At 71.5% G+C, this 18,307-nt stretch carries 15 protein-coding genes; 11 read left to right on the forward strand and 4 right to left on the reverse strand.

The features are described 5' to 3' along the window. Positions 1-87: 87 nt before the first annotated feature. Both VF289_RS09850 and VF289_RS09855 read right to left on the reverse strand, forming a co-directional pair. Positions 88-873 carry a DUF624 domain-containing protein gene (locus tag VF289_RS09850; RefSeq protein WP_330883552.1) on the reverse strand — a complete coding sequence of 262 codons (786 nt, stop codon included), beginning with the start codon at positions 871-873 and terminating at the stop codon, positions 88-90. Next, positions 870-2,168, reverse strand: coding sequence for an ROK family transcriptional regulator (locus tag VF289_RS09855; RefSeq protein ID WP_330883554.1), 1,299 nt, complete (start codon positions 2,166-2,168; stop codon positions 870-872). The genes VF289_RS09850 and VF289_RS09855 overlap by 4 nt, the downstream gene beginning before the upstream one ends. A gap of 183 nt (positions 2,169-2,351) precedes the next feature. Between VF289_RS09855 and VF289_RS09860 the strand changes: the two genes are divergently transcribed. The 5 genes from VF289_RS09860 (at position 2,352) to VF289_RS09880 (ending at position 7,854) form a co-directional block, all read left to right on the forward strand. After that, the gene (locus tag VF289_RS09860; RefSeq protein WP_330883555.1) at positions 2,352-3,356 is read left to right on the forward strand and encodes a sugar ABC transporter permease; all 1,005 of its coding nucleotides are present in this window, start codon (positions 2,352-2,354) and stop codon (positions 3,354-3,356) included. A gap of 16 nt (positions 3,357-3,372) precedes the next feature. Beyond that, on the forward strand, positions 3,373-4,296 hold the full coding sequence (locus VF289_RS09865; RefSeq protein ID WP_330883556.1) for a carbohydrate ABC transporter permease: 924 nt from the start codon (positions 3,373-3,375) through the stop codon (positions 4,294-4,296). Continuing rightward, positions 4,293-5,702, forward strand: a complete 1,410-nt coding sequence (locus VF289_RS09870; RefSeq protein ID WP_330883558.1) for an extracellular solute-binding protein — start codon at positions 4,293-4,295, stop codon at positions 5,700-5,702. Before VF289_RS09865 ends, VF289_RS09870 begins: the two co-directional genes overlap by 4 nt. 104 nt (positions 5,703-5,806) lie before the next feature. After that, the gene (locus VF289_RS09875; RefSeq protein WP_330883560.1) at positions 5,807-6,781 is read left to right on the forward strand and encodes a Gfo/Idh/MocA family oxidoreductase; all 975 of its coding nucleotides are present in this window, start codon (positions 5,807-5,809) and stop codon (positions 6,779-6,781) included. Positions 6,782-6,834: 53 nt separating this feature from the next. Further along, entirely contained in the window at positions 6,835-7,854 is a 1,020-nt protein-coding gene (locus VF289_RS09880; RefSeq protein ID WP_330883562.1) for a Gfo/Idh/MocA family oxidoreductase, read from the forward strand. A gap of 98 nt (positions 7,855-7,952) precedes the next feature. Here the strand turns inward: VF289_RS09880 and mgtE are convergent, their stop codons facing one another. Continuing rightward, on the reverse strand, positions 7,953-9,272 hold the full coding sequence (gene mgtE / locus VF289_RS09885) for a magnesium transporter (RefSeq protein ID WP_414644466.1): 1,320 nt from the start codon (positions 9,270-9,272) through the stop codon (positions 7,953-7,955). 413 nt (positions 9,273-9,685) lie between these two features. Between mgtE and VF289_RS09890 the strand changes: the two genes are divergently transcribed. From VF289_RS09890 to VF289_RS09915, 6 genes are all read left to right on the forward strand, one after another. Continuing rightward, entirely contained in the window at positions 9,686-11,209 is a 1,524-nt protein-coding gene (locus tag VF289_RS09890; protein WP_330883566.1) for a mannitol dehydrogenase family protein, read from the forward strand. Next, positions 11,209-12,213, forward strand: a complete 1,005-nt coding sequence (locus VF289_RS09895; protein WP_330883568.1) for an L-idonate 5-dehydrogenase — start codon at positions 11,209-11,211, stop codon at positions 12,211-12,213. Before VF289_RS09890 ends, VF289_RS09895 begins: the two co-directional genes overlap by 1 nt. A gap of 46 nt (positions 12,214-12,259) precedes the next feature. After that, positions 12,260-12,913: a bifunctional 4-hydroxy-2-oxoglutarate aldolase/2-dehydro-3-deoxy-phosphogluconate aldolase gene (locus VF289_RS09900; protein WP_330883570.1), complete on the forward strand. Its 654-nt coding sequence runs from the start codon at positions 12,260-12,262 to the stop codon at positions 12,911-12,913. Next, positions 12,910-13,917 carry a sugar kinase gene (locus VF289_RS09905; RefSeq protein ID WP_330883572.1) on the forward strand — a complete coding sequence of 336 codons (1,008 nt, stop codon included), beginning with the start codon at positions 12,910-12,912 and terminating at the stop codon, positions 13,915-13,917. Before VF289_RS09900 ends, VF289_RS09905 begins: the two co-directional genes overlap by 4 nt. Positions 13,918-14,140: 223 nt before the next feature. Beyond that, positions 14,141-14,590, forward strand: coding sequence for a MarR family winged helix-turn-helix transcriptional regulator (locus VF289_RS09910; RefSeq protein WP_330883574.1), 450 nt, complete (start codon positions 14,141-14,143; stop codon positions 14,588-14,590). 46 nt (positions 14,591-14,636) lie between these two features. Next, complete coding sequence (locus VF289_RS09915; RefSeq protein ID WP_330883576.1) at positions 14,637-15,935, forward strand: MFS transporter; 1,299 nt, start codon at positions 14,637-14,639, stop codon at positions 15,933-15,935. A gap of 17 nt (positions 15,936-15,952) precedes the next feature. Here the strand turns inward: VF289_RS09915 and VF289_RS09920 are convergent, their stop codons facing one another. After that, complete coding sequence (locus VF289_RS09920) at positions 15,953-17,722, reverse strand: gamma-glutamyltransferase family protein (protein ID WP_330883813.1); 1,770 nt, start codon at positions 17,720-17,722, stop codon at positions 15,953-15,955. Between the last annotated feature and the right edge of the window lie 585 nt (positions 17,723-18,307).

Genomic DNA, 18,307 nt, shown 5'->3' on the forward strand with positions numbered 1-18,307 from the left:
GGCAGGGCGGTCAGGCGGGAGTGGTCGAAGCGAGTGACGGTCGTGGGCGTGGACGGCGGTGCGTACGGTGGGTGCGCGGCCGGCGGATCAGTCGCTCTCCGGCCGACGACCCCCGAGGTCCTCGAGCAACAGGGTGATGCGGCTGCTGAGCAGCGCGACGGCCATGTCGATGGCGACGCCGGCCCCGAGCAGCAGCGCGAGCGGCCACGCGAGGGAGGTCACCACGGTCCAGGCGAACAGGCCCAGCATCAGGCCGAGGCTCCGCAGCGGCAGCGCCCCGGGCATCAGCACCGCGAGCCGCCAGCTGACCAGCAGCTCCTGGTCCCGCACCCGGGGTGACACGGCGAGTGCCGCGAGCGCGACGGTCGCCCAGCTCGCGCTGATCGCGGCGAGGATCCCGAGCGCCAGGATCACGGTCGACTCCCCGGCCATCCCGACGGCGGCCTGCCAGACCATGGCGAGCGAGCCGAGCTGGATCAGGAGCAGCGGGAGCATCCGGACGTTGGAGCTCACCAGCTCCCGCCGGTACACCTCCCACATCAGCGGCATCACCCGCACCTTCTCGTCGCTGCGGAACGCGACCAGCGCTGCGGCAGCCGCCGTGCTCGCCGGGGAGATCCCGACGACGACCAGGCCCAGCAGCGTGAGCCCCAACCACATCAGCTGGACCCGGAACACGACGTAGACGTGCTCGACGGCCTCGGTGATCCGGGTGGCCAGGGCTCGGGGAGCGCGCCGCTTCTCGGGAGCGCCGCTTCCGGCGCTGCGTGCTCCCCGGCTCTGCGCTCCAGGGTCCTGCGCTCCAGGGTCCTGCGCCTCGGGGCTCTGCGCCGTCGGGTTCTGCGCCTCGGGGCGACGGTCGGCATCGATCATTCGATCTGTCCTCCTTCGGTCCCGACGCCGCGCGCCGGTGACAGCTCTCTCTCCAGGAACAGGCAGGCCGCGCCGATCGCGCCGACGGCGTTGCCGAGCTCGGAGGGCTGCAGGATGCCATGGCGCGACTCCGCCCAGCCAGCCAGCTCCTCCCGGATCCTCGGGGCCTCGCGCGGGCGGAACGCCGTCCAGACCGGCCCGCCGACGATGATCCGCTGCGGGTCGTGGATGCTGGACAGGATGCGCAGCGCCGCCGCGATGGCGGTGGTGTGCCGCGAGATCGCCGCCCGCGCCTCGGCATCCCCCTGCTCGGCGGCGGCCGCGAGGGCCTGCACCGCTCCGGGGATCTCGAGCTCGCTGGGGATCGGCACCCCGCGGCTCCGGGCGGCCTCGATCAGGTCGCGCACGTCGGTGTAGAGGCTGAGGCACCCCAGCCGACCGCAGTGGCACGCCTCATCGGTCAGCCCCGTGGGGAGATGGCCGATCTCGCCGGCCTGGGTGCTGCCGCCGCGGTGGACCGTGCCGTCGACGCTGAGCGCCGAGCCGACGCCGTGGCTCAGATAGAGGTAGAGGACGGTCTCGTCGGCCGGGAGGTGGCCGGCCCAGATCTCTCCGGTCAGCGCCGCGTTGGTGTCCTTGTCGAGCATGGCGGGCAGCCCGGTGGCCGCTTCGAGCTGGGCCACGACGGGCACGCCCCGCCAGCCCGGCATCCAGGGCGGCTCCTGCACCACGCCGGTGAGGGAGTCCAGCGGCGCGGGCGCCGCGATCCCGATCCCCAGCAGCACCCTGGACAGCGGGGCATCCTCGGAGCCCGAGCCGGAGTCGGTCTCCGTCGGCACCTCAGGTCCCGACCCCTCGGGCCCCGGCTCGCCCAGCTCTGCCACGGCCGACGGCAGCGGTGCCCCGAGCTGCGCGCACAGCGCCTGGATCTCCTCCGCGATGCGGGCGATGTCCGCCGCCGGATCCGCGGAGGGCGCAGCGAGCGTGGAGCTGGCCAGCGGCTTCGCCTGCAGGTCGCAGACCACCACGGAGATCTCCGCGGGATCGAGGTGGACGCCGACCGTCAGCCGGGCATCGGCGACCACCCGCAGAAGGGTGTTGGGCTTCCCCCGTCCCGAGATCCGCCGGCCCGCCGTGCGGACCAGCCCGTCGGCGAGCAGCCTGCGGGTGATCATCGAGACCGTCTGCCGCGAGAGGTTGCTGCGGCGCACCACCTCGGACTGCGCGATGCCCTCCTCCGAGGCGCGGATCATCGCCAGCACGAGCTTCTCGTTGTAGGACCCGATATCGGTCATCGATGTTCCTCGCACAGCACCCCTCCCGAGGATCGTTCGCGACACCCCTTGATTAAGTCATTCGGTGTGAGTAATCTACCTCACGTCCTCGGGAGCATCTACCCGGCCCATCGCGACGGCAGAGACGCCGATCGCCCGTACACCGCACCACAGAAGATGCGGTACCTAACGGAAGGGAACATCATGAGTGCGAGCGATGCCGTCGCAGTGGGCCGAGCGCCCACCGACACCGCCGCCGCGGGCTCCACACCGCGCAGCGACTCACCGCCCCGCAGTCCCCGGAGCGGCGACAAGAAGAAGCTGTCCCTGCGGGAGAAGCAGAACCTGAAGATCGGTCTGCTGTTCATCTCCCCCTGGGTGATCGGCGTGCTGGCCTTCGTGGTCTATCCGCTGATCTACTCCTTCGCGATCAGCCTCACGCAGTACTCCGGCATGCAGTCCCCGACCTTCATCGGGATCCAGAACTACATCGCCGCGATCGCCGACCCCATGGTCCACACCGCAGTGGGCAACACGGTCTACTACATGCTGATCGCGGTCCCCGTCGGCCTGGTGGTCGCGCTGATGCTGGCGCTGGCGATGAACCGCAACGTGCGCGAGGTGGCGATCTACCGCACCCTGCTGTACCTGCCCTCGCTGATCCCCATGTTCGCGATGTCCTTCATCTTCATCGTGTTCGTGAACCCGCAGTTCGGCATCGTCAACCAGTTCCTGGGCCTGTTCGGGATGCCCACCACGGACCTGCTGGGCGAGCCGCGCTACGCGAAGATCGTCATGATCGTGATGGCCCAGCTGGGTGCGGGCAACGCCGCCCTGATCTACCTGGCGGGCCTGCGGAACATCCCCTCCACCCTCTACGAGGCCGCACGCATCGACGGTGCGGGCCGGATGAGGCAGTTCACCGCGATCACGCTCCCGCTGCTCACCCCGACGATCCTGTTCAACCTGATCACGGGCGTCTCCGGCGCGATGATGGTGTTCACCGAGGCGTTCATCATGACCAACGGCGGTCCGGACAACTCGACGCTGTTCTACATGCTCTACCTCTACCGCAACGCCTTCTCCTACGGGCAGCTGGGCTTCGCCTCCGCACTCGCGGTGATCCTGTTCCTGTTCGGCATGCTCCTGGCCGGACTCATCTACTGGCTCTCCCGCCGGTTCGTCAACTACGACGTCGCGGCCGGCTGAGGGAGAAGGAGACATCATGGTTAGCACTCAGATACCCACCGGGACTCCCACGGCCGGGAACACCCCGGTCATCAAGTCCCGCTCGAACTACGGCCGCAACCCCGACGGCTCCCGGCAGAAGGGCGCCAGCGCCTGGGTCTCGCGACTGGTCATGCTCGCGATCCTCGTCCTGTTCTCGCTGCCGATGTACTGGATGATCATCTCGGCCCTCAAGGGGCCCGAAGAGCTCGCGCTGGTCCCGCCCACCCTGTTCCCGCAGGAGTTCCACTGGTCGAACTTCCGTGACGCGACCACGGTGATGCCGTTCTGGCTCTTCTTCCGCAACAGCGCGATCATCACCATCTCCGTGGTGGTGTTCTCGGTGATCTCGAACTTCATCGTCGCCTACGGCTTCTCCTGCATCGACTGGCCGGGACGCAACAAGGTGTTCTTCATCGTGCTGGCGACGCTGTTCCTGCCGTTCCCCGTCACGCTGATCCCGATGTTCGACATGTGGGCGGCGCTCGGGTTCGTCAACACCTGGGTCCCTCTGATCCTCCCCGCGCTGTTCGCGGGCGGATTCTTCACCTTCCTGCTGCGCCAGTTCATGCTCCAGACCCCGCGCGACATGCTCGACGCCGCACGCGTGGACGGTGCCAGCGAATGGTCGATCGCCTGGCGGATCGTGTTCCCCACGGCCCGTCCCGCCCTCACCGTGGTCGCGATCTTCGCGGCAGTGGGCACCTGGAACGACTTCATGGGCCCGCTGATCTACCTGCAGGACACCGACAAGCAGACGCTCTCGATCGGTATGCAGGTCTTCCGCTCGGTCAACGCCCAGGACGTCCCCTTCAACCTGCTGATGGCGGCCTCGTTCCTCGTGCTGCTCCCGCTGGTGATCCTGTTCTTCGTCTTCCAGCGCTACTTCATCAGCGGCATCTCCCTCGGAGGTTTCAAGTGATCAATCGCAGAACACTCCTGCGCGCCCTCGGCGCCGGCGCCACCGTCTCCGTCGCCGGAGGCTCGATCGTCGGCTGCACCAACCGCCCCACCGGCGAGAGCCGCGACCCCAACGTCGTGCGCCTCTGGGGGATCTGGGCCTCCGACGCTGACATCGAGGCCGAGATCATCGAGGCGTTCACCGAGCAGAACCCGGACGTCACGATCGAGGTCTCCCAGGTCCCCTCCAACGGTCAGGGCGACGCCTCGAGCGTCATCACGGCCGTGCGCGGCCGCACCGGGCCGGACATCTATTTCATGGACCGCTTCAACACCTCGCAGTTCGCCTCCCTGGGGCTGCTCGAACCGATCGACGGCCTGATCGAGGAGTACGAGGGGGTGACCCCCGAGGAGTTCATGGCGGGATGGGTCAAGTTCGCGGCCGACGAGGTGTTCTACGACGGGCACTACTACGGCCTGCCGATGGACACCGATACCCGCGCCATGTACATCAACATGGACCTGGCGAAGGAGGCGGGCATCGATCCCGCCCTGCTGGACCCGAAGAACGGCCCGATGTCCTACGACCAGATGTGGGAGATCGAGGAGAAGTTCAGCGTCCAGGACGATCGCGGCACCTATGAGAAGGTCACGTGGATCCCGTGGGACGACCAGGCCTCGCTGCTGATGTGGGCGATGGCCAACAAGGTCCCCATGTACGACAACGAGAACTGCAGGATGCTGCTGAACGAGCAGCCGATGCTCGACATCGCGACGATGTACGCGGGATGGATCGAGCGGCTGGACTTCGCGCGGCTGGGTGCCTTCAAGGCGACCTACCAGCCGCCGAACGCCCCGCCCACCCAGACGTCCTTCTTCTCGGAACGGCAGCTGTTCCAGATCACGGGCCCCTGGGGCGTGCAGGGCCAGGCGGACTACAAGCCGGACATGGAGTACGCCGTCACCCACCTGCCCGTGCCGAACGAGGGCGATGACCCGTTCACCTGGGCGGGAGGATTCGCGCTGACCATGCCCAAGGGCGCGAGCATGTCCGAGGCGGCGTGGAAGTTCTTCCGCTTCTACGCCGGGTACGAGGGACAGAAGATCCTGATGAACGGGATCAGCCGCATCCCCACGAACCTCGAGTGCGTGGCGGACCCCGAGGGCTGGAACCCGGACATCCGGTTCTTCGTCGAGCTGCTGGACGTCGCCCAGTCCCGTCCCCCGCTGCCCGTGGGCACGAAGCTGTGGGACTCCATGATGACCATGCAGGGCAGCCTCAACCAGGGCTCCGACACCCCGGAGAACCTGGTCGAGGAGGCACAGGCCTACGTGGATCCCACCATGCAGCAGTTCTGTCCGTTCCAGCTCCCGGAAGGGTTCGGCGAACCGGACCCCAACCTGACGCTGCCCGACGCCCCCGCCTGACACCCCGCCCCGTCCGAGGGGCCCTTTGATCCGCGCCGCCCCTGCGGGGGCGGCGTCGGCAACCGCGGCACTGCCGCACCACCGAGAAGAGAATGTTGAGGATCGTGACCGCACCACTGCGCATCGCCACCCTGTCCGCCTGGCATGTCCATGCCGAGGAGTACGCCAGAGAGGCCCAGAACCATCCCGAGACCGAACTGGTCGCCGTCTGGGATGACGACGCCGAGCGCGGGAAGGCTCTGGCTGACACGCTCGGCGTGGAGTTCACCCCCGATCTCGACGCCCTGCTCGCCCGGGAGGACCTCGACGGGGTCACCATCACCACCGCCACCACCGCGCACCTCGACGTGATCGGGCGCGCGATCGCGGCCGGCAAGCACGTCTTCACCGAGAAGCTGCTGGCGCCGACCGTCGAGGAGGGCGAGCAGCTGCTCGCCGCCGCGCGGGAGCAGGGTGTGCGCCTGACCGTCTCCCTGCCGCGCCTGGCCCACGGCTACACCCTCGCCCTGCAGAAGGTGCTCGCCGAGGGCACCCTGGGCCGCCTCACCTACGCCCGGGTGCGCCTGGCCCACAACGGCTCGATCGGCGACTGGCTGCCGGCGCGCTTCTACGAGCCGGCCGGCGCGATCGGCGGGGCGTTCAGCGACCTCGCCGCGCACCCCGTCTATCTCACCCAGCTGATCCTGGGCACCGATGTCACGGTCCGTTCGGCCACCTACACCGACATGACCGGCCGCGGCGTCGAGGACAACGCAGTGGTGACGGTGACCAGCCCCGATGGCGCCATCGGCGTGATCGAGACCGGTTTCGTCACCCCCACCAGCCCGTTCTCGATCGAGGTGCAGGGCACCACCGGCTCCCTGCAGTTCGGTCTCGGGGCCGACGGCGCCTTCACGGTGAACACCGGTGACGGCCCGCAGACCCTCGAGGTCCCGGCCGATGCCGAGAACCCCTTCGCCCAGTGGGTCGAGTCGATCCGCTCCGGCGAGGAGACCACCGAGAACCTCGAGCGGGCACAGGCGCTGACCTCCGTGGTCGTCGCCGCGAACGCCGCCGCGCTCGCACCCGCGGGCGTCTGATCCGACCCCGCACCCCTGCACAGACCAGCACCACTTCCCCCACAGGAGCATCCATGAGCACCAGCACGCCCGTCCCCTCCCCCATCCGCATCGGCATCCTGGGCGGCGGCGGCATCGCCACCGCGCACCTCAACGCCTACGCGACCGTCACCGACCGCGCGAAGGTCACCGCGATCGCCGACGTCGACGAGGAGGCGCTGGCCCGGCGCGAGGCCGAGACCGGCGCCAAGGGCTACACCGACTTCAACGACCTGGTGAAGGACCCGAACGTCGACGCGGTCGACATCTGCCTGCCCCACCACCTGCACACCCCCGCGATCCTCGCCGCCGCCGCGGCCGGCAAGCACATCCTGTGCGAGAAGCCGCTGTGCCTCACCCCCGAGGAGGCGAAGCAGGTCTCCGAGGCGGTCCAGAAGGCGGGCGTGACGCTGATGTGCGCGCACAACCAGCTGTTCATGCCGGCGGTGGCGAAGGCCAAGGAGATCATCGACGCCGGGACCCTCGGCGACGTCTACGAGGTGCGCACCACCGACTCGTTCTACAACGACTTCAGCCCGGAGTCGATGGGCTGGCGCGGCAGCGCCAAGACCTCCGGCGGCGGCGAGCTGATCGACACCGGCTACCACCCCACCTACCTGATGCTGCACCTGGCCGGCTCGGTGCCGGTCAGCGCCTTCTCGATGCTCTCGACCCACCGCCTGAAGTTCATGGAGGGCGAGGACTCCGCCCAGGTGCTGGTGCGCTTCGAGAACGGCGCGGTGGGCCAGATGGTGACCTCCTGGGCCTACCAGGCGGCACCGGGCACGGACCGCTTCTCCGTGGTGGGCGAGAAGGGCTCGCTGAGCTCCGACGGCTCCACCCTGCGCGTGCATGTGCGCGGGGAGGAGGAGCAGGTCATCGAGCACGAGCAGGTGGAGACCTTCTCCGCCGAGGTCGCGCACTTCGTCGACTGCCTGATCAACGGCGAGCGCCCGATCAACACCGAGGTCGAGGGCGTCAGCGTGCTCGGCGTCATCCTCGCCGCCTACGAGTCCTCCCGCACCGGGAAGCTCGCGGACGTCATCCGCCTCTGATCCTGTGCGCCGCCCCGTCCTCGGACGCGGTGGCGAGAAGGACGACGGCCTGCAGGGCCCGGCGCAGCGGTTCACCGATGCGCCGGGCCCTGCGGCCTTCACAGGCCGAGCACGACCGTGGCGATGGTGAAGTAGATGATCAGCCCGGTGGCGTCGCAGAAGGTCGAGATGAAGGGGTTGGAGAACACCGCCGGATCCGCGCCCACCTTCTTCGCGACCAGCGGCATGAGCCCGCCCACGATCGCGGCCATGGTGCAGATCGAGAGCAGGGTCAGGCCCATCACCGTGCCGATCGCGAGCCCGTACACGAGCCCCGAGACCATGAACCCGAGGGCACCCAGCACCGTGCCGAGCACGGCCCCCACTCGCAGCTCCCTCCACACCACGCGCGGCAGGTCCCGCACCCTCACCTCGCCCACGGCGAGCGCCCGTGTCACGGTGGTCGCGGCCTGGTTCCCGGTGTTCCCGCCGGTGCCGGTGAGCAGCGGGATGAACAGGGCCAGGATCACCACCTGCTCGAGGCGGTCCTCGAAGATCTCGAGCACCTGCACGGTGAGGATCGCGGAGATCGCGAGCACCAGCAGCCACACGATGCGGCTGCGCACCACCCGCAGGATCGGTGTGGAGAGGTAGGAGCGCGGCAGCGGCTCCGAGCCGCTGGTGCGGGCGCTGTCCTCGTGGTTCTCGCGCTCGAGGATCTCGATCGCGTCGTCGACGGTGAGGATGCCCACCAGCCGCTCCTCCCCGTCGACGATCGGCATGGCCAGCAGCTTCGCCGCGAAGAACCGCCGGGCGGCGTCCTCGCGATCGTCCGTGGCCTGCGAGCGGACCGCCTCGTGGGCGAGATCGCCGACGAGCGCGTCCTCCTCGGCCAGCAGCAGGCGCCGCAGTCCCACCACGCCGAGCAGCACGCGGGAGCCGTCCACCACCGGCAGCAGGTAGATCGTCTCGGCGTCCTCTGCGTGCTCGCGCACGTGCTCCCGGGCGTCCCGGACGCTCATCGAGGGGCTCAGCGTGAGGACCTCGGGGGACATGTACCGCCCGATCGCGTGGCGGGGGTAGCCGAGCACCGCCGTGGTCATGGCGCGCTCGTCGGCATCCAGGCCGTGCATGAGGCGCTCGGCGACCGCCGCGGGCAGCTCGTCGAACAGGGAGGCGCGGTCGTCGGGGTCGAGGTCGCCGATGAGCTCGGCGACCTGCGGGGTGCGCAGGGCGGAGATCAGCTCGGCCTGGTGCGGGGCCGGCAGCGTCTCGAAGACGGCGAGCGCCGTGCCCTTCCCGAGCACCCGGAACAGCATCGCCGCCTCGGTCGCGGGCCGAGTCTCGACCAGGTAGACGAGCTCGCTCGTCGGCAGGGCCTGTGCTTCCCGGGCGAGGTGCTCGAGCTGCGACTCGCTCCGCGGTGCCTCGCGGAGCAGCGCGAGGACGGTCTCGAGGGTCGCAGGATCCTCAGGGGCAGGCGTGCCCGCTGCGGAAGAACTGCCGGTCGTGGAACTCCCCGCCGCGGAACTGCCGCTCGCGGAACCGCCCGCCGTGGAGTTGCTCGCGGTGGTGCTCCTGGGCTCCGGGTTCTCGTTCACAGGACCCATCGTCCCAGAGCCCGGCCGCGAGGTCGGTGGGGTGCCTGGTGGTGAGCTCAGCGGTGAGCCCGGCGGTGAGCCCGGCGGTGAGCGCTGCACCGAGCCCGGCGGTGACACCGGCGCACCGCCTTGATACCCTGTTGCGACCAGCGGAACCATCGTTCCGCATTCCGAAACACTTGGTGTGGGCATCCACTTCGCGTCATGCTTCGGCGAGTGCTCGATCACCCACCGCTCAGGAGGCTTCCCCGATGGCGTCCCCCCTTCCCGGACTGGACCGCTCCCGCCTGCACGGTCTGCCGCAGCTCGGCGCCTCCGCCCCGCTGGACCCGGCGCGCGCCGGGATCATCCATCTGGGTCTCGGCGCCTTCCACCGCGCCCACGCCGCCGTGCACACGGCGAGGGCCCTCGCCGCCGAGGAGGGCGATTGGGGCATCATCGGCTTCGCGAACCGCTCCCGCTCGGTGGTGGATCCGATGGCTCGTCAGGACGGCCTGTACAGCGTGCTCGAGCTCTCCGACGCCGGCACCCGCGCCGATGTGGTCGACGTGCATCGCGGGTTCGGGGTGATGGCCGAGGATCCGGAGGCGGTGGTGCGCGAGATCGCCGATCCGCACCGTCGGATCCTCACCCTCACCGTCTCCGAGGGCGGATACTTCGTCTCGGCGCGCACCGGCCGCCTCGACGTCGACCACCCGGCCCTTCGCGCCGATCTCGAGGATCCGGCCCATCCGCGCACCGTCATCGCTCTGCTGGCGCGGGGGCTCGCCAGGCGGGCGCTCGGCGGGGAGCCCTTCGCGGTGCTGCCGTGCGACAACGTCTCCTCCGCGGGCACCACCGCCCGGGCGATGGTGATCGAGTTCCTCGAGCTCACCCGAGCCCCGCAGGACGTCCTGGACTACGTGCGGGACCAGGTCGCCTTCCCCAATGCGATGGTCGACCGGATCGTCCCGGCCACCTCCCCCGGCACCTCCGAGCAGGTCGGTGAGCTGCTGGGCAGGCGCGACGAGGCCCCGGTGCGCGCAGAGCGGTTCTCCATGTGGGTGATGGAGGACCTCTTCCCCGCGGGCCGCCCGGCCTGGGAGCACGGCGGCGCGATCATGTCCGTCCAGCCCGGGGACGTCGAGAAGTATGAGCAGGTCAAGCTGCGGATCCTCAACGGGCCTCACTCCCTGATCGCCTACCTCGGAGCGCTCGACGGCCGCGTCACCATCCCGGCCTCCTTCGAGCAGGACTGGATCGCCGAGGCGACGCTCACCCTCATCCGGGACGAGAATCTGCCCACGATCGATCTCCCCTCGGGGTTCGACGTCGACGGCTACATCGAGGACCTCACGCACCGTTGGCACAACCATGACCTGGGCCATCGCACCCGGCAGGTGGGGTCCGACGGGTCCATGCGCCTGCCGCAGCGGATCCCCTCCCCCGCCCTGTTCCACCTCACCAGCGGCCGGATCCCGGCGATGCTCGCCCTCACCGCCGCCGCCTGGTTCGCGTGCGTCATCCCCCCGCGCGGCTTCGAGCCGGGCGAGCAGGCACGGGCGATGACCGATCCCGACCAGGCGCGGCTGCAGGAGATCGTCACGGGCGCCGCTCCCACCACCCCCGCGCAGCATGCTCGCCTCCTGCTCGAGAGCGGCTGCCTCTCCGAGGAGCTCGCCGCGCACGAGAGCTTCGTCGAGCTCGTCGGCGCACTGCTCACCACGATCGTCACCTCGGGACCGCGCGCCGCGACCACCGAGGCCCTCGCCGCATCTCTGAAGGAGAACCGCTGATGAAAGCCCTGTCGATCCACGCCGCCGAGGACATCCGCTGGGAGGACGCCCCCGAGGTCGAGCCAGCACCGCACGAGGTGCGGCTGCGCATCGCGTACGTCGGAATCTGCGGATCGGACCTGCACTACTACTACAACGGCGCGAACGGCGCCTTCGTCATCACCGAGCCGCTCACCCCGGGCCACGAGCTCTCGGCCGTGGTCGACCTCGATCCCAGCGGCGAGTTCGCGCCCGGCACCCCGGTGACCGTGCACCCGGCCCGCTACGGCACCAGCGCCCCCGACATCGAGGACCGCCCGCACCTGTGGGCAGGCGGTGACTACCTCGGCAGCGCGAGCGTCACCCCGCACCGCCAGGGCGCCGCCGCCGAGTACATGCTCATGGACCGCGCGAACCTGCGCCGCCTGCCCGAGTCCCTGCCGCTGCGCCGCGGCGCCCTGGCCGAGCCGCTCGCCGTCGCGCTGCACGCCGTGACCATCGCAGGAGACGTGACCGGCAAGAAGTGCCTGGTCCTGGGGTCGGGCCCGATCGGGCTGCTCGCGGTCGCGGCGCTGCTGCACCGGGGCGCCGCCTCCGTCGACGCGACCGACGTGCGCCCCGAGCCGCTCGAGCGCGCCACCGCGCTCGGCGCCTCCCGCACGCTGCTGGTGACCGAGGAGTCCCCGGAGGCGAACACCTACGACGTGGTGCTCGAGTGCTCGGCCGCCCCGGTCTCGCTCTCCTCCGGGGTGCTGGCCGTGCGCCCGGCCGGGATCCTGGTGCAGGTCGCGATCCTGCCGGATCGGGAGATCCCGGTGAACCTCGCCGCGCTGGTGGCGAAGGAGGTCCAGCTGCGCGGCACCCAGCGCTTCGACGGGGAGATCGACGAGGCGATCGAGATCCTCGCCGCAGATGACCGCTTCGACGAGGTGATCACCCAGGTCCTCCCCGCCTCCGACGCCGTCCATGCGTTCGCGACCGCGCGGGACGCCTCGCTCTCCGCCAAGGTGCTGCTGGAGCTGTGAGGCGGCGCCGCCCCGTCCACCCGTCATCGACCCCCAGGAGCACTCCATGACCACCGCATCCCGCCCCTCCCTCCCCGAGCGCACTGCCGCCGCCCGGCTGATCGTCGTGATCCGCGGCGAGCGGGCCGAGCAGTACGGACCGGTGCTCGAGACCCTCGTCGGGGCCGGGATCCGCTCGGTCGAGCTGACTCTCTCCACGCCCGGAACCCTCGACGAGCTGCCGGCCCTGCGGGAGGCCTTCGGCGACCGGATGGACCTCGGGATCGGCACCGTCACCGACCCCGCTGACCTGCGCACCGCTGCCGAACGGGGCGCCCACTACATCGTCACCCCGATCACCCGCACGGACCTGCTCGAGGCGGCGCAGGAGGCCGGGATCCCGCTCGTGCCCGGCGGCCTCACGCCGAGCGAGCTGCACGCGGGCTGGGCCGCGGGCGCCGCAGCGGTCAAGGTGTTCCCGGCCTCCGTGGTGGGCCCCGGCTACGTCAAGGACCTGCGCGGCCCCTTCCCCGGGATCCGCGTGATCCCGTCGGGCGGAGTGGATCTCGAGGCCGCAGCGGCCTGGCTGCAGGCCGGGGCGGAGGCGGTCTCCGTCGGCGGGCCGCTGCTGGGCGATGCGCTGAAGGGCGGCAGCCTCGACGCGCTCGCGGAGCGGGCATCCCGCTTCGTGGGTGTCACCACGCGCGAGGCGGGGGCATGACCTCAGCTCAGAGCGCGGCCGACGGGGTGCGAGGCGCGGCGGGCGGCGGCCCCCGTGTGGTCACCGTCGGCGAGACGATGGCGCTGATGCGCAGCTCCGCGATCGGCTCCCTCGCCCACCTGCCCACCGTGGACGTCGGCCTCGGCGGCGCCGAGTCGAACCTCGCGATCGGGCTGCGCCGCCTGGGCGTGAGCTCGGCCTGGGTGAGCCGGGTGGGCGATGATCCGCTGGGAGCACGGGTGGTGCGCGAGATCCGCGGCGAGGGGGTCGAGGTGCACTGCGCGGTCGACCCGGAGCGGCCGACGGGCCTCATGGTCAAGTCACGCCCCACCGCGGCCACCACCCGGGTGGACTACTACCGCAGCGGCTCGGCCGCCGCCGCGCTCTCGCCCTCGGACCTGCCGGGCGGACTGATCGAGCAGGCCGAGCTCCTGCACCTCACCGGCATCACCTCGCTGCTGTCCGCGAGCGCGCACGCCACGGTCCTCGCCGCCGTGCACAGGGCGGTGGAGGCAGGGGTGAGAGTGAGTCTCGACGTGAACTTCCGCTCCCGCCTCGGCTCCCGGGAGCACCTGGCCGCGCAGCTGAGCGAGATCCTCCCCCACGTGGACGTGCTCTTCGGCGGGCCGGAGGAGCTCTCGATCCTCACCCCGGGCCTGGACGAGGCATCCCCGGAGGCCCTGCTGCGCGCCCTCGCCACGGAGGGTCGCCAGGTGGTGGCCAAGCTCGGGCCCGACGGTGCCGCGGCCCTCGCCGGCGACAGGATCCATGAGGCGCCCGGCCATGTCGTGGACGCGGTCGACACCGTCGGCGCGGGCGATGCCTTCGTGGCCGGCTACCTCAGCGCCCTGCTCGAGGGGCTGGATGTGCCGGAGCGGCTGGCCCGCGCCAACGCCTGCGGCGCCCTGGCCTGCATCTCCCCCGGCGACTGGGAGGGTGCGCCGCACCGTCACGACCTCGACGCCCTGCTCGCGGGAGGCATCGCGGACCCCGTGACGCGCTGACCGGGAGCCCCGCGCCGCGCCGTCCTCGGGGGCAGCGGAGCGGGGCACGACGACGCAGGACGGCGCGAGGCCCGGCGAAGCGCGGCGGTGCGGGCCCGGCGAAGCGGGGCGGCGTGGGGCGAAGCGCGGCGCGAGGGTGCGGGCGGAGCGGCGTCGAGCGGCCATGTCCGGTGGCACACCCCCGTCTTGCAGTAGTTAGCATTGCGAACTACAGTGGCTCCTCGTGTCGATCACCTCTCCCACCCCCTCCGCTCCCGGCGAGCTCCCCCAGGACCTCGCGCTCGTATGCAGCCAGTTCTCCCGGCTCGCCGCGCGGCGCTCCGAGGTGGGAGTCGGGACGGTGTCCTGGCGGGTGGTGGCCACCATCGAGCGTCACGGCCCGCTGCGCCTGAGCGAGATCGCCGACCGCGAGCGGGTCTCCCGCCCCACGGCCACGACGGTGATCAAGCGCCTCGAGGAGGAGGGTCTGGTGGCTCGCGAGCCGGATCCCACCGACTCCCGCTCCTCGCTGATCAGCACCACCGCGCAGGGGTCCGCGCAGCTCACCGGCTGGCGCGAGCAGCTCGCAGGCGGCGTGGGCGGGCTGCTCGAGCACCTCCCACCGGGCGACATCGCCGCCCTCGAGCGCGCCGCCCGGATCCTCTCGGCCCTCGTCGACGCGCACGACGGGTAGCGCCGCCGCGCCCCGTCCCACCCGCTCGACCGAAGGACTCCCCCGCATGACCTCCTCCACCGCCGCGACGGCCGCCCCGACCCCGGCACGGGACGCCGCTCCCACGCTGCGTGACGCCTTCCACCAGCCGAAGCCCGTCTGGGCGATCGCCTTCGCCGCGACCGTCTCCTTCATGGGCATCGGCCTGGTGGACCCGATCCTGCCGGCGATCAGCACGCAGCTGGACGCCTCCCCGTCCCAGGCGATGCTGCTGTTCACCAGCTACCTGTTCATCACCGCCATCGCCATGTTCTTCACCAGCTGGTGCGCCGCGAAGCTGGGCGTCAAGCGCACCCTGCTGGCAGGCCTGGTGCTGGTGGTCCTCTTCGCGGCGCTGGCCGCCGGGGCCGGCGGGGTGTGGGAGATCATCGGGCTGCGCGCCGGCTGGGGGCTGGGCAACGCCCTGTTCATCTCCACCGCACTGGCCGCGATCGTGGGCGCCACCACCGGCCCCAGTGGCGGCGCGATCGTCCTCTACGAGACGGCCCTCGGGATCGGCATGGCCCTCGGGCCGCTGCTCGGCGGACTGCTGGGCAGCGTGTCCTGGCGAGCCCCGTTCGCCGGCACCGCAGTGCTCATGGGCGTCGGGTTCCTCGCGATCGTGCTCCTGCTGCAGAAGGAGGAGAGGCCGGCCCCTGTCTCCCCGCTGGCCTCGCTGCGCGCCCTGGCCCATCCCGCCCTGCGCACCCTCGCGCTCACGGCGATCTTCTACAACGTCGCGTTCTTCACCCTGCTGGCCTACTCGCCGTTCCCGCTCGAGGCGGCGGCCGCCGCGCGCGGCACGGAGTTCGGCGCGATGGGCATCGGCGGGGTGTTCTTCGGCTGGGGCGTGGCCCTCGCGGTCACCTCGGTGCTCGTCGCCCCGCTGCTCACGCGGCGACTCGGGCTGATCCCCACGCTGCTGACCACGCTCGGGCTGCTCGCCGTGCTGATGCTGGCCATGGCGCTCCTCCACACCTCGATGCCGGGGCTGATCGTGCTCATCGTGATCGGCGGCCTGCTGCTGGGCATCATGAACACCGCCCTCACCGGGACGGTCATGGAGGCCACCGACCTGCCGCGAGGCGTCGCCAGCTCCGCCTACTCGGGCGTGCGGTTCCTGGGTGGAGCGATCGCCCCGGCGGTCGCGGGCCCGCTCGCCGCAGCGACCGCGGCCGGCGCCCCGTACCTGCTCGCCGCCGGCGCGCTGGTGCTCTCCATGCTCATGCTGGTCCTCGGCCGGCGCCACCTGGCCGCCGTCGGCACGCTCCACGAGCTCACTCCCGTCGAGGAGGCCGAGGCGATCACCGCCGGCGACGAGGCCTGACCGCCCGGCCTGAGGGCTCAGCGCCCGGCGGCGTAGCCCTGGGCGCCGCGGGAGTTCGCGGCGGCGCGAAGGATTCCGGTCCCCGGATCGCGCATCACGCAGGAGAGCCGGCCCAGCGCCCAGTCCCCGGCCCGCACCACCTCGTGGCCACGCGCCTCGAGGCCCGCGATCACCGCGTCGCCGAGCCGGTCCTCGACCACGGCCCGGCCCGGGGACCAGGTGCGGGGCCAGAACGACCCCGGCATCGAGAGGGTGTGCAGGGACGGCGCATCGATCGCCTCCTGCAGCGGCATCCCGCCCACCAGCACCCGCAGCAGGAACAGCAGCTGCCACTGGTCCTGCTGGTCGCCGCCCGGGGAGCCGCAGGCCAGGACCGGCACGCCGTCCCGCAGCACGAGCGTGGGGGTGAGGGTGGTGCGAGGTCGCGCACCGGGCCGCAGCGCCGTCGGCAGCGACTCGTCCAACCAGGTCATCTGCAGCCGCGTGCCCAGGCAGAATCCCAGCTGGGGGATGGCGGGCGAGGACTGCAGCCAGCCCCCGGAGGGAGTGGCGCTGATGATGTTGCCCCAGCGGTCCACGACATCGAGATGGCACGTGTCGCCCCTCGCCTCACCCGTGGGGCGGACCGTCGGCTCGCCGGAGCCGCCGAGGTCGATCGCCGCGCCGCGGAGTCGGGCGAGCTCGTCCTCGGTGCGCAGGGGCGGCAGGGGCGCAGGGCTCTGCCCGAGCATGCTCGGGCGGAGCTCGCGGGAGGCGGTCCCGGTGATCAGCGCACGGCGGGAGGCGAGGTGCTCCGGGGAGAGCAGCTGCGCGAGGTCCACGTCCCCGTCGCCGAAGTGGGCGTCCCGGTCTGCGTAGGCGAGCTTGAGCGCCTCGAGGATCGTGTGCGCGCCCTGCTCCGTGGAGGGATCGAGCTCATGGTCCGCGAAGCCCTCGAGAAGGCCGAGCGCCTCGAGCAGCGCCGGGCCCTGCCCCCAGGGGCCGGTCTTGGCGAGGGTCCAGCCGCGGAAATCGCCTGTGGTCGCGGGCTCGAAGCGGGCCACGGCCCCGGCCAGGTCCGAGGCGGTGAGCACACCCGCGTGGTCGGCGCCGTCGGAGTGGCGGTGCGGGGTGCGCACGAACTCGACGATCGCACGGGCGACCGGGCCGGTGCGCCACCGCTCCCGGGCGGCGGCGATCCGGGTCCGGCGTCCGTCGGCCGCCGCTCCCCCGTCGGCCGCGCCCTCGCCCGCGGCGACCAGATCCCGCAGCACGGCGGCGTACTCAGGGTTGCGGAGCAGCTGTCCGGGCTCGGGCGGGACGCCCTCCGGCATCCACAGCGCGGCGGAGGTGGGCCAGTGCTCGGTGAAGGTCCGGGCGACGGCGCCGATCTGGGCGGCGACGCGGGCGAGCACGGGGTGGCCGTCCTCGGCGTACCCGATCGCCGGAGCGAGGACGTCCGCGAGCTCCCAGGTGCCCTTCTCCTCCAGCAGCAGCAGCCACGCATCCACCGCCAGCGGGATGGCGGCGGCGAGGGCGCCGGTGCCGGGCACGGCGTCGAGACCCTCTGCGCGGTAGTGCGCGATCGTCGCGGCCGACGGGGCGGCTCCCTGCCCCATCAGCACCACGGGGGCGGGATCCTCGGCGGTCGCGAGGATCGCCGTCATATCCCCACCCGGACCGTTCAGGTGCGGCTCGACCACGTGCAGCACGAAGGCGCCGGCGGTCGCGGCGTCGAAGGCGTTGCCTCCGCGCTCGAGCACGCTCTGCATGCAGGCGGTCGCGATCCAGTGCGTGGAGGCGCTCATCCCGAAGGTGCCCTCGAGCGTGGGCCGGGTGGTCGGGCCGGGCGGGGCGAGGAACGAGGTGGTGGGGTCAGCGCTCACCAGGGAACTCCTCAGAGGTGCAGGGCCGAGCGCCCGGTCGGAGAGCACGGGAACGGCTCCGGACTCCCGTCGCAGGCCTCGACGACGGACGCTCCCATCGTGCCCTGTGCAGGCAGGTCCTGTCTCCCACCCCCGCCGCTAGACCGGCCCGGGCGGGGAGAGCCGGAGGGGACCGGGCCGGACCCGACCTGGCCAGAACCGACATGGCCGTATCTGGCCGGATCGGATCCGACCTGATGAGAATGTCGCCGCTGGGGTGGGATGCCGGCATATACGGGTTTCACTCCTCATCAGCGACGCAGATTTCGTCGGATCATCTCGCCCGCGAGCGACAGCGGAACACCGCCGGCGCTGTCGCAGACCGCTGTAGGCTTGGCGGCCATGGCGGAGACCACGGGCGGCGCTCACGGGGGATGGCATCACGGCATCGATCAGGACGCCCCGTCCAGCGTCAGGACCTGACCCTGGAACCCCGCCCTTCCGCCCAGAACTGCCCCGTCGACCGCA

Source organism: Brachybacterium sp. (assembly GCF_036379615.1).
In the GTDB taxonomy this organism is placed as follows: Bacteria; Actinomycetota; Actinomycetes; order Actinomycetales; family Dermabacteraceae; genus Brachybacterium.

Bases quoted from the DNA above. Each gene is read 5' to 3' on its own strand.
- VF289_RS09865 (WP_330883556.1), top strand. From the start codon at position 3,373: ATGGTTAGCACTCAGATACCCACCGGGACTCCCACGGCCGGGAACACC.
- VF289_RS09920 (WP_330883813.1), bottom strand. From the start codon at position 17,722: ATGAGCGCCTCCACGCACTGGATCGCGACCGCCTGCATGCAGAGCGTG.
- VF289_RS09900 (WP_330883570.1), top strand. From the start codon at position 12,260: ATGACCACCGCATCCCGCCCCTCCCTCCCCGAGCGCACTGCCGCCGCC.
- VF289_RS09860 (WP_330883555.1), top strand. From the start codon at position 2,352: ATGAGTGCGAGCGATGCCGTCGCAGTGGGCCGAGCGCCCACCGACACC.
- VF289_RS09855 (WP_330883554.1), bottom strand. From the start codon at position 2,168: ATGACCGATATCGGGTCCTACAACGAGAAGCTCGTGCTGGCGATGATC.
- VF289_RS09915 (WP_330883576.1), top strand. From the start codon at position 14,637: ATGACCTCCTCCACCGCCGCGACGGCCGCCCCGACCCCGGCACGGGAC.
- VF289_RS09905 (WP_330883572.1), top strand. From the start codon at position 12,910: ATGACCTCAGCTCAGAGCGCGGCCGACGGGGTGCGAGGCGCGGCGGGC.
- VF289_RS09880 (WP_330883562.1), top strand. From the start codon at position 6,835: ATGAGCACCAGCACGCCCGTCCCCTCCCCCATCCGCATCGGCATCCTG.
- VF289_RS09890 (WP_330883566.1), top strand. From the start codon at position 9,686: ATGGCGTCCCCCCTTCCCGGACTGGACCGCTCCCGCCTGCACGGTCTG.
- VF289_RS09850 (WP_330883552.1), bottom strand. From the start codon at position 873: ATGATCGATGCCGACCGTCGCCCCGAGGCGCAGAACCCGACGGCGCAG.
- VF289_RS09895 (WP_330883568.1), top strand. From the start codon at position 11,209: ATGAAAGCCCTGTCGATCCACGCCGCCGAGGACATCCGCTGGGAGGAC.